This window comes from Citrobacter amalonaticus, from assembly GCF_018252635.1.
Taxonomy (GTDB): Bacteria; Pseudomonadota; Gammaproteobacteria; order Enterobacterales; family Enterobacteriaceae; genus Citrobacter_A; species Citrobacter_A amalonaticus_E.
The window spans coordinates 343,699-360,012 of record NZ_JAGTXM010000006.1; the positions used below are offsets into that span (position 1 = coordinate 343,699).

The window sequence follows — 16,314 nt, forward strand, 5'->3', positions numbered from 1 at the left end:
ATTTTGCGCACTGTGCAAAATTCTGCATAGCAGATTCTGGTTTTACAATCCTGCCGTGTCGATGCCGTATTCCTGCAGTTTGTACATCAGGGCGCGTCGACTGATACCTAACATCAGGGCGGCACGGGTGCGGTTTCCTTCATGCTGTTCAAGTACCTCGATAATGATCCGCTTCTCTTCGCGTTTAATCTCTTCTTTCAGATTACGTTCACCGGGCTGCGTGGCCTTTAACTCACTACCGCCACTCACCGGCTGGCGGAGCGGGGCGGGCAGATCTTCTGCAAAGATGACGGCGCCCGTATTCATCACCACCGCCCGCTCAATGACGTTCGACAACTCCCTGATGTTTCCGGGCCAGGGCCAGGTGGTAAGCATCGACATGGCCGCCGGATCGATCTCAATGATGTCACGCTGATTTTCCGAACTGAATTTCTGCAGGAAGTGGTTAGCCAGCAGCGCAATGTCTTCCCGTCGTTCGCGCAGCGGGGGAAGTTGCAGATGAATCACATTCAGACGGTAGAACAGGTCTTCACGGAAAGCGCCTTCCTTCACCATCGCATGGAGATCCCGGTTGGTGGCGGCGACGATGCGGATATCCACCTGAATGGTCTGGTGCCCGCCTACGCGTTCGAACTCTCTTTCCTGCAGGATGCGCAGCAGTTTTGCCTGGAGCACCAGCGGCATTTCGCCAATTTCATCGAGCAGCAGCGTACCCTGATGGGCACGTTCAAAGAGCCCCTGACGCTGAGTTTGTGCTCCGGTGAAAGCGCCTTTTTCATGACCGAACAACTCGCTTTCCAGCAGCGACTCCGGTAACGCGGCGCAGTTGATTTTGATAAACGGACCGTTTGCCCGGCGCGAGTTGTAGTGAATGGCACGCGCAATCAACTCTTTACCGGTGCCGCTTTCGCCACTGATCAAGACGTTGGCCTGCGACAGGGCAATTTTCGCCGTGTCTTTGCAGATATCCATCATCCGTGGGCTGTTGGTCAGGATATGTCCCCACTGCCAGCTGGTACTCAGTGCCTGATGCAGGCTGCGGATCTCCTGTTTCATCGCCTGCAGTTGCAGGGCGCGTTGGATCAGTAAATTCAGTTCATCGAGATCGAAAGGTTTGATCACATAATCAAACGCCCCGCTGCGTAACGCTTCGACGGCGGTTTCGACTTCAGCGTAAGCGGTCATCAGGATCACAGGGATGCGCGGCTGCTGCGTGCGCATGACTTTCAGGGCGTCTATCCCGTTCATTTCCGGCATGCGGATATCCATCAGCACCACATCCGGCGGGGCGTCGGCAAAGCACTGTAAGGCTTCCTCACCGTTACTGGCACAGTACGTTTCATGCCCCTGTAGCGAAAAGGCGGTGGTGAGCATACGACGAACGTTATCTTCGTCATCCACAATGAGGATACGGTAGCGGGTTTTCATTCTGACAAGTTTCCCTGCGGGTTAATCGGTAATATAAGGGTAAACGTCGCGCCACAGCCGGGGATGCTGGCGACGTGAATATCCCCCTGATGGGCATTGATAATGCGCTGGCTGAGCGCGAGTCCAAGTCCCGTTCCTGAGGCTTTGGTCGTGAAAAAGGGGTCAAAGATCTTTTTCTGCAGTGCGATATCGATCCCGCAGCCGTTATCTTCAATCATTACGGCTTGTTGCGTCGCGGAGTATTGCCAGGTGCGAATGCGAATTTCGCCGCGTGCGCTGATGGCCTGTACGGCATTTATCAAAATATTGAGGATCACCTGTTTTAACAGTTCGCGGTCGGCAACGATGGCAGGCAATCCCTTATCCTGTTCAACGTTGAACGCGATCCGTGCCTGGACGCCGGAGGTTTGGACCAGAATCAGCGTCTCTTCAATCAGCGAATTAAGCAGCACTTGCTGCCACTGGCTTTGCCGTGGACGGGAGAAATCCAGCAACTGCTGAATGACTCTGTTAATGGAATCAATTTCTTTCAGTACCACGGACAGATATTCCTGATGTACCGGCAGGCTGGTTTGCTGACGGATGATCTGCACATAGCCGCGGATGGCGGTAAGTGGATTACGCACCTCATGCGCCACCCCGGCCATCAGTTCACCCAGCGTGGCGAGTCTCTCGGTTTGCGCCAGACGACGCTGCGTCTCTTTGCGCGCGGTCAGGTCGGAAAAAATCACCAGCGCGCCGATCAGTTCACCGTCAGGGTTATGGATCCGGCTGGTGGTGACGCTGAGTTCAATGGTGCGGTCACGCGCCGGGAAACTGACTTCCTGCGCAAGATGCTCCGTACCGTGCGCCAGGGTATCGAGAACCGGGCTGGCAAAATGAGGGTCGGAGAAGAGGGTGGCATAAGGCCGACCAACCAGTTCATTGAGCGTGTAGCCGGTAATCATTTCTGCGGCAGGGTTCATGGTCGTCACATCGCCCTGCCTGTCGATGGCGATCACGCCGTCAGCGGCGTTTTCAATAATCAGGTCGTTAAGGGTTTTGGTTTCACGTAGCGTTTGCGCCAGCGCATTCACGCTGCGGCTGATTTGCCCTAGTTCGCCAGGGAGATTGGGAAGCTGCGCCGGCGTTTTGTGTGCCAGCGTTGACAGACCGTCCGTGATGATGTCGATATTGGCGCTAAGGCGCCGTGAAAACAGTACGATCAACAGCAGACTACAGAGCAGACCCGCCGCCAGTACCGCAATGATGCGCACGTCCATCCTCCAGGCCTGACGCTGGATGTCTTCCGTTAATTCATTCGCCCAGATGTAGCCCAGCACGTCGCCATCCCGGGTGATGGGGATCATTGAGTTGAGAATATCGCCGCGCACCTGGCGACCGGAAAAAACCACCGGGGCATTGCTGCGCATCACTTCGCGTCCGGGGTGATCGGCAGCAATCGTCACGCCAACGTTATTTTGATACTGCGCGGAAGGGGCGTAGGTGACAATCGCATCCAGCGCTTTGTTATAGTAGCCCGCGCCAATACCCGGGAATGCCTGAGTGATCCGCTCGGTGATAGGGCCGAGTTCAGCATTCAGCGCGCGAATACGCTCATCCCTTGGCAGCGTTGTAAAATGGCTAAATCGATCGCCCAGCGCCTGGTCGAGCAGGTGTACGACGGCAGATAATTTTTTCTCTTTTTCAGATAAGACTGCTGACCGTCCTTCCGTTTCTACGATATAACCAATCGACAGCGTCGGCACGATGACCATCAGGATCGCCATCAGGATCATCTGATTGCGTAAGCGTCGCGGGTATAACCCTCTCAAAAAGCGCATGCTGGCATCCCTGTAGCCCTGTACAACAAATAATGATTATCGATGGTTGCGGCAATGGTTTCTCAGCGGTGTATCATATTCCCGCAAACGCAGGCGCGGGCATTGCGACGCCGCGCATTTACCGCTACCTTAACCACACTCCATTTATCGCCTGAGGCGGAGCTTCGCCCTTTTGAAATACCTTGCATCCTTTCGCACAACCCTGAAAATCTCGCGCTACCTGTTCAGAGCGTTGGCGCTGTTGATTTGGCTGCTCATTGCCTTTGCCTCGGTGTTCTACATCGTAAACGCCCTGCATCAACGGGAGTCTGAGATCCGCCAGGAGTTTAACCTCAGTTCCGATCAGGCTCAGCGTTACATTCAGCGCACGTCTGATGTGATGAAAGAGCTTAAGTACATCGCTGAGAATCGCCTGACGGCGGAGAACGGCGTGTTGTCTTCGCGGTCGCGTGACGATAAAACCGAGGTGCCGACCTTTCAGCCGCTGTTTACCGATTCCGACTGTGCGGCAATGGGTACCGCCTGGCGCGGATCGCTTGAGTCGCTGGCGTGGTTCATGCGCTACTGGCGTGACAACTTTTCCGCTGCGTACGATCTGAATCGCGTTTTTCTCATCGGCAGCGATAACCTCTGTATGGCCAATTTCGGCCTGCGCGATATGCCCGTTGAGCGTGATAACGCGCTGAAAACGCTGCACGAACGGATTATGAAGTACCGCAATGCGCCGAAGGATGAGTCCGGGAACAATCTCTACTGGGTTGGCCAGGGGCCACGTCCGGGGATCGGTTATTTCTACGCGTTGACCCCGGTCTATCTGGCAAACCGCCTGCAGGCGCTGCTGGGGGTGGAGCAGTCCATTCGGATGGAAAACTTCTTTACGCCGGGCAGCCTGCCGATGGGGGTGACGATTCTGGATGAAAATGGGCATGCGCTGATTTCACTGACCGGGCCGGAAGGCACCATCAAGGCGGAACCCCGCTGGATGCAGGAGCGCTCCTGGTTTGGCTATACGCCAGGCTTTCGTGAGCTGGTGCTGAAGAAAAACCTGCCGCCGTCTTCGCTGAGCATTGTCTATTCCGTTCCGGTCGATCTGGTGCTGGAACGGATCCGGATGCTGATTCTGAATGCCATTCTGTTGAACGTGCTGGTGGGGGCGGCGCTGTTTACCCTCGCGCGGATGTATGAAAGACGGATCTTTATCCCGGCGGAAAGCGACGCCCAACGGCTGGAAGAGCATGAACAATTTAACCGTAAGATTGTCGCGTCCGCACCGGTCGGGATCTGTATTCTGCGCACCGTTGACGGTATTAACATCCTCAGTAACGAGCTGGCGCACACCTACCTGAACATGCTCACCCATGAAGATCGACAGCGGCTGACGCAAATCATCTGCGGACAGCAGGTGAATTTTGTCGATGTGCTGACCAGTAATAATACCAATTTGCAGATTAGCTTCGTCCATTCCCGCTATCGCAATGAAAACGTGGCGATCTGCGTGCTGGTGGATGTCTCCGCCCGCGTCAAAATGGAGGAGTCATTGCAGGAGATGGCGCAGGCAGCGGAGCAGGCGAGCCAGTCGAAATCGATGTTCCTCGCGACCGTCAGCCATGAGCTGCGCACGCCGCTGTATGGCATCATCGGTAACCTCGATCTCCTGCAAACCAAAGAATTGCCAAAAGGGGTTGATCGGCTGGTGACGGCGATGAATAACTCCTCCAGTCTGCTGCTGAAAATCATCAGTGACATTCTCGACTTCTCGAAAATTGAATCGGAGCAGTTGAAAATTGAACCGCGTGAATTCTCACCGCGTGAAGTGATGAGCCACATTACGGCGAACTATCTGCCGCTGGTAGTGCGTAAGCAGATCGGACTGTACTGCTTTATCGAACCGAATGTGCCGGTTGCGCTTAATGGCGATCCAATGCGCCTGCAGCAGGTGATTTCTAACCTGTTGAGCAATGCGATTAAATTCACCGATATTGGCTGTATTATGCTGCATGTCAGCCGTGACGATGATTATCTCAGCATTCGGGTGCGGGATACCGGCGTCGGGATCCCGGCGAAAGAGGTGGTGCGTCTGTTCGACCCATTCTTCCAGGTCGGTACGGGCGTGCAGCGTAATTTCCAGGGCACGGGACTGGGACTGGCGATTTGCGAAAAGCTAATCAGCATGATGGATGGCGACATCTCGGTCGATTCCGAACCGGGGATGGGGAGCCAGTTTACGGTGCGTATTCCGCTGTACGGTGCGCAGTATCCGGAGAAAAAAGGGCTCGATGGACTGGCCAGAACACGCTGCTGGCTGGCGGTGCGCAATGCTTCTTTGTGCCAGTTTATAGAGAACAGCCTGACGCGTAACGGTGTCGAGGTGATGCGTTATGAAGGCCAGACGCCAGCGAGTGATGATGTATTGATCACTGACGATGCGCTGGAACAGCCGTGGCAGGGGCGTGCGGCGGTGATTTTCTGTCGACGCCATATTGGCATTCCGCTGGAAAGAGTGCCGGGCGAGTGGATACACAGCGTGGCATCGCCGCATGAACTGCCGGCGCTGCTGGCGCGGATCTACCGTATTGAGCTGGACGATGAGGAGCTCTCCTGCGCGTTACCGGCTCCGGAAAAAGCGGCGGCCACCAATGATGACATGATGATCCTGGTGGTTGACGATCATCCAATTAACCGCCGCCTGCTGGCCGATCAGTTGGGATCGCTGGGGTATCAGTGCAAAACCGCCAATGACGGCGTGGATGCCCTGAACGTGCTAAGCAAAAACCATATCGATATCGTGCTGAGCGACGTTAACATGCCGAATATGGACGGCTATCGTCTGACGCAGCGTATACGTCAGTTGGGGCTGACGTTACCGGTAGTGGGGGTGACGGCCAACGCGTTAGCCGAAGAGAAGCAGCGCTGTCTGGAGTCGGGGATGGACAGCTGTCTGTCGAAGCCGGTCACGCTGGACGTTATCAGGCAGACGCTGGCGGTGTATGCGGAGCGGGTCAGAAAAACGCGAGGTTAAAAATGCCGGATGGCGGCTTTGCCTCATCCGGCCTACAGAACGGGGATGTTTTCCGTAATGCGTAGGCCTGATAAGCGGAGCGCCATCAGGCATGTTGCAACTGAAAGAGGAATTAGTCTTTGTCTGCCGGACTCAGGGTCACGGAAGAGAGATAGTTCAGCAGTGCAATATCATTCTCAACGCCCAGTTTCATCATTGCTGATTTCTTCTGGCTGCTGATGGTTTTAATACTGCGATTCAGCTTCTTGGCGATTTCAGTCACCAGGAAACCTTCGGCAAACAGACGCAGCACTTCACTCTCTTTCGGAGAGAGACGTTTATCGCCATAGCCACCCGCGCTGATTTTTTCCAGCAGGCGAGAGACGCTTTCCGGAGTGAACTTCTTGCCTTTCTGTAGCGCAGCAAGCGCTTTCGGCAGGTCTGTTGGCGCGCCCTGTTTCAGGACAATTCCTTCGATATCAAGATCAAGCACCGCGCTGAGGATTGCCGGGTTATTGTTCATGGTCAGAACAATGATCGACAGGCTCGGGAAATGACGCTTGATGTATTTGATCAGAGTGATCCCATCACCGTACTTATCGCCCGGCATAGAGAGATCGGTAATCAACACGTGCGCATCTAATTTTGGCAGGTTGTTGATCAGTGCTGTGGAGTCTTCAAATTCGCCGACAACATTCACCCACTCGATTTGCTCAAGTGATTTGCGAATACCGAACAGTACAATCGGATGGTCATCGGCAATAATTACGTTCATATTGTTCATGTAAAGGCTACCTTGCTACAGCAAGCTCTTGACGTAGGTGTCAATGTCGCTGATGTATTTTTCTATTCCTGGAGCATCTTTCTCACGAATCAGATGTTCCAGCGTTTCACATAACTGCTTGCCGGGTACCAGATTTAGCATGGCAAACACGCCTTTCAGGCGGTGAGCCGTTTGGGCTAGCGCAGCAAAATCGCTGATTGCAGCCTCAGTATACAACCTCTTAACATCATCCGGTACTGTGTCTACAAATAGAGCGTAATAACCGCTGGCATGAAGTTCGGCGTTTTCATCACCTCCCAGAGGAGATTCCGGGATCGCTTCTTGCGCCAGTTGCTCTTCAATTAGTTGTAGTACAGCTTCCTGCATAGCGTTGCTCATATTAAAGTTGACGCGAAGCTGGCCTGGGCCAATTTTCCGCACGCCTGACTCATCATCGCTTAAAAGCAAGCCGGAGGCAGTAAGATTAGACGGATTATCAGTTAAAAAGAGATCATATTCTTGACTTATGAGTCTCTCATCCGGGGTGATGCAGGTTGCTCCCCAGTTTTCCAACTGGCGAAGCACGATGTTACGAACCTCGTTAGAGGTCACGTCGATCATCACGCTGACATCATCCAGCAGACGCTCTTCGTCTTCTTTATGCTGGTCGAGCGGCGTCATTTTAACATGGACTGTATAGCGTGTACCCAGCGCATCTCGCGCTTTTATGTTCAAATGGCCGCCAAGTTTACGCGCCAACTGATCGCATAGCCAAAAGGCCAGCGGATTGGCTTTGCCGTAACGATCTTTCTGCGTCTCGCTGATGAACGGGAAATGCAGATTGTCGATTTCGCTCAACGTCACCCCTTCGCCAGTATCCAGAATACGGAACGTCAGGCGTTCGGCCACCGATTCATCCTGATCCACCTCGAGCGTGATTTTGCCAATCTGGGTGGTCGTTACTGCGTACTGCATCAACAGCAGCAAGATCCGTCGCAGTGCATCGCGATCGCCACGCCGCTCGTCGTTTGCCTTAAGATGGTTGTTGATGAGCAGTTGCAACCCTTTACGCTTCATGGCGGGCAGCACTTGCGGGACGACTTCATCAATCAGCGACTGAACCGAGAAGAGGGTAGGTTCACTCTTCCAGGTGTCACTTTCCAGCATATTTGCCAGTTGAATTTCATCAATCATACGGACCATCACGTCAGCATGGTTCGCCAGTTGCTGGGCATCAGGCGTTTGCAACTGGGCAACCTCCGCCGCCAGCGTTTTGACCGGCGCTTTTAACGCCTCGCCGATGTTTTGCATAAAGGCAACGCGGCCCTGCTGATTTTTTTCGTATAACCGCTGTGCCTGTTTGAGCTTTTTGTTCACCAGTACTTCACGATCCTGGTCGCGTATGATGAAGATTTGTGTACGCGGTGCGACCTGGCTGCGGAACAGGCGTATCTCATACAGCTCGTTATTGACGGTCGCCTGGATCACGCCCTGATGCTGTTCCGCCATGCTGGTGATGTTTTGCAGATTCAGATGTGGCAACAGATGGTCGGCAATTTTGTTGCTCATCACCGTGCGGTTTGCCTCCTGATCATGCACCAGCAGGCCCAGCGGCAGCAGGGAGACAATCTCTTCGTTAATCGCGCGCAGAATCCGTAGCTCATTATTGGCTGCGGTATTCGGCGCGACTTCCGTTGTGCGTCCCGGCTGGTTACGGAAGGTGGTATAGCCAAATAGCGCGAGGGCCAGCAGGCCGATGTTGAGTAACAGCGGTAACAGGATGTTTTGCAGCGTATCGAGCAGCAGGGTGCCAAACGGCACCTGCCAGACCAGGCGCATTCCCGTCGAGTTTAGCGCCGACGAGATTTCAATTTTCGAACTGTTAAAGCTGATGCTTACGCTGTCGGGTGATTCTTTATCTGCATTGCGTGTACTGACCGGTGTCGTGTCAGGTTCAAGGCGGAAGCTATCCAGCGGCATGCCGGGAGGAATGAGGTCATTGATGGGCAGATCAAAGGCGACAACGGTCGCCAGATGTCCCGGCTGGTTAAAGGTGGTTCGCAGCGTAAAATAGTGGCCATTTTGCCATGCCAGTCGACGCAGTGATGAGAAGCTTTCCCGTTCGTCCAGCGCATTGGCCTGCTGGAGCATCTCCGCCCGACGGGAATCGACAATGCTGCCGATGGTCGACTCTTTAAATCCCGAAGAGAGATCTTTTAACGGCAACGTCGAGATGAGCGTCAGGCTGTTATCCTGCCCGTTGAGATAATACATGGACCACGGCACCGTTTCCGCGCCCCACAGCGTGTCGAGGTAGGACGAGATGCGCTGCGTCATTTCCAGCGTTGAGCTGTCATGCGAGCCAAAGATCAGCGCTTCGGTTTTGCGCCGCGGTTTTTCAAGATAGTAAACGTCCTGTTTCAGGCGCGTTTCCTGCAATCCCTCGCTGCTCGACGGATTCGTGGTCGCGGCGATATTGTCATAGATTTGCCAGGTTGCGTATCGCCAGGTATCGATACGTTTGTGGATTGCATGCGTGATATCGACGATTTGATAGCTCTTATCTTTCAACCAGGCGTTAACCGCGCTTTGCACCATCACGCCCATCGTCACCAGCAACACAATGATCAGCAATAAAAAGAAACGGGTAATGCTTCCCGGCAGGAGGGAAAATCGGGACGTAGCCGTTGTATCAGACTGACTCATTCGTGGTTATGACCTGTAAAACAACGCAGAAGGTGAAAGGGCAGTATAAAGGGTACGGTGCGAATTTCCACACTCTCTACTCATTGATGTACTGCATTTTTTGCCAAAAAAATACATCAGTTAAATGATCTAAAAGTGTACAGACTCACCAGGGGCGTACAAATATTGCCCGTTCACGGGGAAGAAATAGCACGAAATAACAAGAAATCGGTTTCTGATATCAGTCAGTGACTGAATGAAGGTAAATAGTTAATAGTTGTTATTATTTTTATACGGTAGCACGTAAAGAGAAAAGTAAGTGTAAAGAAGGGTAAAAAAAAACCGGACGCATCGCATCCGGTTGAAATAGGGGTAAACAGACATTCAGAAATGAATGACGGTAATAAATAAAGTTAATGATGATAGCGAGAGATATTTTAGTGATGTGCGACGTTTTTGTTTTGTCATTCAGTGCTATGAAAAATATTTACATAACAGGCTGTTTTTGTTGCTATTTTTATATTTCTTGAGTGATCGTGCTTATTTTTGGTCTTTTAGTGGCAAAAAAAAAGTTCCCTCTTGTTTACATTTTGAAACACCTATATAGATAAATGAAACATCTTAAAAGTTTTAGTATCATATTCGTGTTGGATTATTCTGCAATTTTGAGGAGAATGAACTTGCCGACTGGTTAATGAGGGTTAATCAGTATGCAGTGGCATAAAAAAGCAAATAAAGGCATATAACAGAGGGTTAATAACATGAAAGTTAAAGTACTGTCCCTCCTGGTACCAGCACTGCTGGTAGCAGGCGCAGCAAATGCGGCTGAAATTTATAACAAAGACGGCAACAAATTAGACCTGTTCGGTAAAGTCGACGGTCTGCATTATTTCTCCGATGATAAAAGCGCTGATGGCGATCAGACCTATATGCGTATCGGCTTCAAAGGCGAAACTCAGGTAAACGATCAGATCACCGGTTACGGCCAGTGGGAGTATCAGATCCAGGGTAACGCGCCTGAATCCGAAAACAACTCCTGGACTCGTGTCGCATTCGCCGGTCTGAAATTCGGCGATGCAGGTTCTTTCGACTACGGTCGTAACTACGGCGTAGTCTATGACGTAACGTCCTGGACCGACGTCCTGCCTGAATTCGGTGGCGACACCTACGGTTCTGACAACTTCATGCAGCAGCGTGGTAATGGCTTCGCGACTTACCGTAACACTGATTTCTTCGGTCTGGTTGATGGCCTGAACTTTGCCCTGCAGTATCAGGGTAAAAACGGCAGCCCGTCTGGTGAAGGTGATGATGGCATCGCTTACACCGGCGTGACTAACAACGGTCGTGAAGCGCTGCGTCAGAACGGTGACGGTGTTGGTGGTTCTGTAACCTATGACATCGGCGAAGGCTTCGGTCTGGGTGCGGCAGTGAGCAGCTCCAAACGTACTGATGAGCAGAACAGAGCAATCTACCTGGGTAACGGCGATCGCGCTGAAACCTACACCGGCGGTCTGAAATACGACGCTAACAACCTTTATCTGGCGGCACAGTACACCCAGACCTATAACGCAACGCGCGTAGGCGGCGAAGGTTGGGCAAACAAAGCGCAGAACTTCGAAGTGGTTGCTCAGTACCAGTTCGACTTCGGTCTGCGTCCATCCGTTGCTTACCTGCAGTCCAAAGGTAAAAACCTGGGGACTCTCAACGGTCGTAACTACGACGATGAAGATCTGCTGAAATATGTTGATGTTGGCGCAACCTACTACTTCAACAAAAACATGTCCACCTACGTTGATTACAAAATCAACCTGCTGGACGACAACAGCTTCACTCGTGATGCTGGTATCAGCACCGACGACATCGTTGCACTGGGTCTGGTTTACCAGTTCTAAGTTTGCTTAATGTCGATAAAAGGCCCTGCGGGGCCTTTTTTTGTGTGGCTTTACGGCGTACAACCGTCGGTTTTTGGTGTACTCTTGCGCCTATTCGCAGGAGGATAATCACGTATGGAAATGAATATTGCGCGGGTGGCCTTACTGGCTGCGACTCTCTTTTTTACCGGATGCGATAACACGCCGGATGCGGCGCAAACGACGACGCTCTCTCCCGTGGTACTTGAAGGTAAAACCATGGGCACCTTTTGGCGCGTGAGTGTTGTTGGTATTGATGCAGCGCGGGCAGAGACGTTACGTAGCCGAATTCAGGCGCAGCTGGATGCCGACGATCAATTACTCTCGACGTATAAAAAAGATTCAGCGCTGATGCGCTTTAATCAGTCGAAAAGTCTCTCTCCCTGGCCGGTCAGCGAGGCGATGGCGGATATCGTTACGTCAGCGCTGCGTATTGGGCAAAAAACGCAGGGAGCGATGGATATCACCGTTGGGCCGTTAGTGAATCTGTGGGGATTTGGTCCTGATAAACAGCCGGTCCAGATCCCAACACAGGCGCAAATCGATGCGGCAAGAGCTAACAGCGGGTTGCAGCATCTGACGGTAATCAACCAGGCAAAACAGCAGTACCTGCAAAAAGATCTGCCAGATTTGTTTGTCGATCTCTCCACCGTCGGCGAAGGTTACGCCGCCGATCATCTGGCGCACTTGATGGAGCAGGAAGGGATTGCCCGCTATCTGGTTTCTGTTGGCGGGGCGCTGAACAGTCGCGGGATGAATGCTGAAGGGCATCCGTGGCGGGTGGCGATCCAGAAGCCTACCGACCGTGAAAACGCGGTTCAGGCGGTGGTGGATATTAACGGGCACGGTATCAGTACCTCCGGCAGCTATCGAAACTATTACGAGCTGAACGGCAAGCGCCTCACTCATGTTATCGATCCACAGACCGGGCGCCCTATTGAGCACAATCTGGTATCCGTGACGGTAATTGCGCCCACGGCGCTGGAAGCGGACGGCTGGGATACGGGGTTGATGGTGCTCGGCACGGAGAAAGCCAAAGAGGTCGTGCGCCGGGAAGGGCTGGCGGTGTACATGATCAGCAAAGAGGGGGAGGGATTCAAAACCTGGATGTCTCCGCAGTTTGAAAGCTTCCTCATTCGCGAACAAAATTAAAAAGCAAGATTGCGGGTTTTCGTGTGATGGGTTTCGGACACACTACCGCTAAGCAGGCACTATGCTTAACGAAGGAGTCCAGTATGAAAAATTCTCTACGGGTCAATGACGATCGGCGCTGGCAGTCGGTGTTAGAACGAGATCCTGATGCCGACGGACAGTTTGTCTTTGCAGTGCAGACGACCGGTATCTTTTGTCGACCTTCCTGTACGGCAAAACATGCGCTGCGTAAAAATGTTCGCTTCTTTCCCGATGCGCAGGCCGCGTTGCTGGCCGGGTTTCGCCCGTGCAAACGTTGTCAGCCGGATAAAGCCAACGCCCGGCAGTATCAGTTGGATAAAATTACGCATGCCTGTCAGCTTCTGGAGCAAGAGAGCTCCATCACGCTTGATGCGCTGGCTGAACAGGTGGCGATGAGTCCATATCATCTGCATCGCGTGTTTAAAGCCACGACCGGAATGACGCCAAAAGCCTGGCAGCAGGCCTATCGCGCCCGCCGCCTGCGTGATGCCCTTAGCCACGGTGAAAGCGTGACTCAGGCGATTTTGAATGCCGGATTCCCGGACAGCAGCAGCTACTACCGCCATGCCGATTCAACGCTTGGGATGACCGCGAAGCAGTTCCGTCGCGGTGGTGACAAGTTGGCTGTGCGCTATGCGTTGACCGATTGCTCACTCGGACGCTGTCTGGTGGCGGAAAGTGAGCGAGGGATTTGCGCTATTTCATTAGGGGATGACGATGCGGCGCTGATTACCGAGCTGCATACGCGCTTTCCCGCAGCCGTTGAGGAGCCTGCGAACAGCGATTTTCAACAGCGTATTCGCGATGTCATTGCCAGTATTGACGGGCGCAACGTACCGCTTTCGCTGCCGCTGGATATCCAGGGGACTGCGTTTCAACAGCAGGTCTGGCAGGCGCTGCGCTCAATCCCCTGTGGCGAGACCGTCAGCTATCAGCAACTGGCAGAGACCATAGGCAAACCGAACGCAGTTCGCGCTGTCGCCAGCGCCTGTGGCGCGAATAAACTGGCGATCGTCATTCCCTGTCACCGCGTTGTACGGGGCGATGGTTCGCTTTCCGGCTATCGCTGGGGCGTATCGCGCAAGGCTCAAATCCTGCGACGTGAATCGCCAGAAAAGGGGTCATAATGCTCGATCTGTTTCTCGATTCGCAGCCCTGGCAGGAACCGCTGGCACCCGGCGCCGTTATTTTGCGTCGCTTTGCCTTCAGCGTGGCGTCACAGTTGGTGCAGGAGATTGAGGCGGTCGCCCGTCGGTCGCCGTTTCGCCAGATGATCACTCCGGGGGGTTACACCATGTCGGTGGCGATGACCAACTGTGGACGGCTGGGCTGGACGACCGACAGACATGGCTATCTTTATTCGCCGATCGATCCGCTGACGGGGCTCTCCTGGCCGGATTTTCCGCCGTCCTTTTTGCGTTTGTGTCAGCAGGCGGCAACGGCGGCAGGTTATGCGGATTATCAACCGGACGCCTGCCTGATCAACCGCTATGCGCCAGGTGCAAAACTTTCGCTGCATCAGGACAAAGACGAGCCGGATCTGCGGGCGCCGATTGTCTCAGTCTCGCTGGGACTGCCGGCTGTCTTTCAGTTTGGTGGACTGAAACGTAGCGATCCGCTGACGCGCGTCCTGTTGGAACACGGTGATGTGGTGGTCTGGGGCGGCGAATCGCGCCTGTTTTATCACGGTATTCAACCGCTGAAGGCCGGGTACCATCCGGCAACCGCCGACTGTCGATACAACCTGACTTTTCGCCAGGCGAGTAAAAAAGAATAAAAATAAGAATTATTATTGCTGAACGCGTTGAGACGTTTAAACTGCGGGCTGTTATTCCTTGTCCGGGTTGTATAAATGGAACTACTTCTTCTTGTCTGGCGGCAGTATCGCTGGCCATTTATTAGCGTGATGGCGCTCAGTCTCGTCAGCGCGGCGCTGGGGATTGGCCTGATCGCTTTCATCAATCAGCGTCTTATTGAGACTGCGGATCCCTCTGTGCTGGTCTTACCGGAATTTCTGGGCTTATTGTTACTGCTGATGGCGGTGACGCTGGGGTCACAACTGGCGCTTACCACGCTGGGACACCACTTTGTCTTTCGTCTGCGCAGTGAATTCATCAAGCGTATTCTTGATACGCAGGTGGAACGTATTGAACAACTGGGCAGCGCCTCTCTGCTGGCCGGGTTGACCAGCGACGTGCGCAACATCACCATCGCTTTTGTTCGTCTGCCTGAGCTGGTGCAGGGGATCATTCTGACCGTCGGTTCCGCGGCGTATCTGGCGATGCTGTCGACCCAAATGCTGCTTGTGACGGCAATCTGGATGGTGATCACCCTCTGGGGTGGATTTATGCTGGTGTCGCGGGTTTACCGACATATGGCGACGCTGCGAGAAACCGAGGATAAGCTGTATAACGATTATCAGACGGTGCTGGAAGGGCGCAAAGAGCTGACGCTTAACCGCGAGCGGGCGGAGCATATCTTCAATAACCTCTATATTCCGGATGCCAAAGCGTATCGTCACCACATTATTCGCGCCGATACCTTCCATCTCAGCGCTGTGAACTGGTCGAACATCATGATGCTTGGCGCGATTGGCCTGGTGTTCTGGATGGCAAACAGCCTTGGCTGGGCCGATACCAACGTTGCGGCGACCTACTCGTTAACATTGCTGTTCCTGCGCACGCCGCTGCTGTCGGCTGTTGGGGCATTACCGACCCTGCTGACGGCGCAGGTCGCTTTCAACAAGCTGAATAAATTTGCGCTGGCACCGTTTAACGCAGCGTTTCCTCGTCCACAGACGTTCCCGGAATGGAAAACGCTCGAACTGCGTAACGTCATGTTCCACTATCAGAACAATGCGTTCTCCGTGGGGCCGGTGAATCTGACGATTAACCGCGGTGAGCTGCTGTTCTTAATCGGCGGTAACGGCAGTGGTAAATCGACGCTGGCGATGCTGCTGACGGGACTATATCAGCCGCAATCCGGAGAGATCCTGCTGGACGGTAAGCCTGTCTGTGCCGAAAAGCCGGAAGATTATCGCAAGCTCTTTTCGGCGGTATTTACCGACGTCTGGCTGTTTGACCGACTGCTGGGACCGGAAGGCAAACCGGCCGATCCTGCACTGGTTGAAAAGTGGCTTGAGCACCTGAAAATGGCGCACAAGCTGGAACTGAGCGATGGTCGGATCCTGAATCTGAAACTGTCGAAGGGGCAGAAAAAGCGCGTGGCGCTGTTGTTGGCGCTGGCGGAAGATCGCGACATTATCCTGCTCGATGAGTGGGCGGCCGATCAGGATCCGCACTTCCGTCGCGAGTTTTACCAGGTCTTGTTGCCGCTGATGCAGGAGATGGGGAAAACCATTTTCGCCATCAGTCACGACGACCACTATTTTATTCACGCCGATCGTTTGCTGGAAATGCGTAACGGACAACTGAGTGAACTGGTGGGCGATGAGCGTGACGCCGCGTCACGCGATGCGGTCGCGCGAACGGCCTGATCTCTCTGACCGTTGCCCCGATGGCGCAAGGCTTTTCG

General features: G+C 53.5%; 10 protein-coding genes. 6 read left to right on the forward strand and 4 right to left on the reverse strand.

Going from position 1 to position 16,314, the window contains the following annotated elements; all coding sequences use genetic code 11:
• Positions 1 to 42: 42 nt before the first annotated feature.
• Together atoC and atoS are read right to left on the reverse strand one after the other, a co-directional pair.
• The gene (gene atoC / locus KE671_RS19265; RefSeq protein ID WP_206164184.1) at positions 43 to 1,428 is read right to left on the reverse strand and encodes an acetoacetate metabolism transcriptional regulator AtoC; all 1,386 of its coding nucleotides are present in this window, start codon (positions 1,426 to 1,428) and stop codon (positions 43 to 45) included.
• Entirely contained in the window at positions 1,425 to 3,251 is a 1,827-nt protein-coding gene (gene atoS, locus KE671_RS19270; protein WP_206164185.1) for a two-component system sensor histidine kinase AtoS, read from the reverse strand. The genes atoC and atoS overlap by 4 nt, the downstream gene beginning before the upstream one ends.
• Before the next feature lie 172 nt (positions 3,252 to 3,423).
• On the opposite strand from atoS, the gene rcsC reads away from it, so the two are divergent.
• Positions 3,424 to 6,270: a two-component system sensor histidine kinase RcsC gene (rcsC, locus tag KE671_RS19275; RefSeq protein WP_206164186.1), complete on the forward strand. Its 2,847-nt coding sequence runs from the start codon at positions 3,424 to 3,426 to the stop codon at positions 6,268 to 6,270.
• Between the two features lie 112 nt (positions 6,271 to 6,382).
• On the opposite strand, the gene rcsB is transcribed toward rcsC, so the two are convergent.
• Positions 6,383 to 7,033 (reverse strand): response regulator transcription factor RcsB, encoded by a 651-nt coding sequence (gene rcsB / locus KE671_RS19280; RefSeq protein WP_001061917.1) that lies wholly within the window; start codon positions 7,031 to 7,033, stop codon positions 6,383 to 6,385.
• Positions 7,034 to 7,048: 15 nt separating this feature from the next.
• Positions 7,049 to 9,718 (reverse strand): phosphotransferase RcsD, encoded by a 2,670-nt coding sequence (gene rcsD / locus KE671_RS19285; protein ID WP_206164187.1) that lies wholly within the window; start codon positions 9,716 to 9,718, stop codon positions 7,049 to 7,051.
• 740 nt (positions 9,719 to 10,458) lie between these two features.
• On the opposite strand from rcsD, the gene KE671_RS19290 reads away from it, so the two are divergent.
• The 5 genes from KE671_RS19290 (at position 10,459) to KE671_RS19310 (ending at position 16,276) form a co-directional block, all read left to right on the forward strand.
• On the forward strand, positions 10,459 to 11,589 hold the full coding sequence (locus KE671_RS19290; protein WP_206164188.1) for a porin OmpC: 1,131 nt from the start codon (positions 10,459 to 10,461) through the stop codon (positions 11,587 to 11,589).
• A gap of 114 nt (positions 11,590 to 11,703) precedes the next feature.
• Positions 11,704 to 12,759 carry an FAD:protein FMN transferase ApbE gene (apbE, locus tag KE671_RS19295; RefSeq protein ID WP_206164189.1) on the forward strand — a complete coding sequence of 352 codons (1,056 nt, stop codon included), beginning with the start codon at positions 11,704 to 11,706 and terminating at the stop codon, positions 12,757 to 12,759.
• An 83-nt stretch (positions 12,760 to 12,842) separates the two neighbouring features.
• Entirely contained in the window at positions 12,843 to 13,907 is a 1,065-nt protein-coding gene (gene ada, locus KE671_RS19300; protein ID WP_206164190.1) for a bifunctional DNA-binding transcriptional regulator/O6-methylguanine-DNA methyltransferase Ada, read from the forward strand.
• On the forward strand, positions 13,907 to 14,557 hold the full coding sequence (gene alkB / locus KE671_RS19305; protein WP_206164191.1) for a DNA oxidative demethylase AlkB: 651 nt from the start codon (positions 13,907 to 13,909) through the stop codon (positions 14,555 to 14,557). The genes ada and alkB overlap by 1 nt, the downstream gene beginning before the upstream one ends.
• Positions 14,558 to 14,632: 75 nt before the next feature.
• Positions 14,633 to 16,276, forward strand: coding sequence for a multidrug ABC transporter permease/ATP-binding protein (locus KE671_RS19310; protein ID WP_206164192.1), 1,644 nt, complete (start codon positions 14,633 to 14,635; stop codon positions 16,274 to 16,276).
• Positions 16,277 to 16,314: the final 38 nt, after the last annotated feature.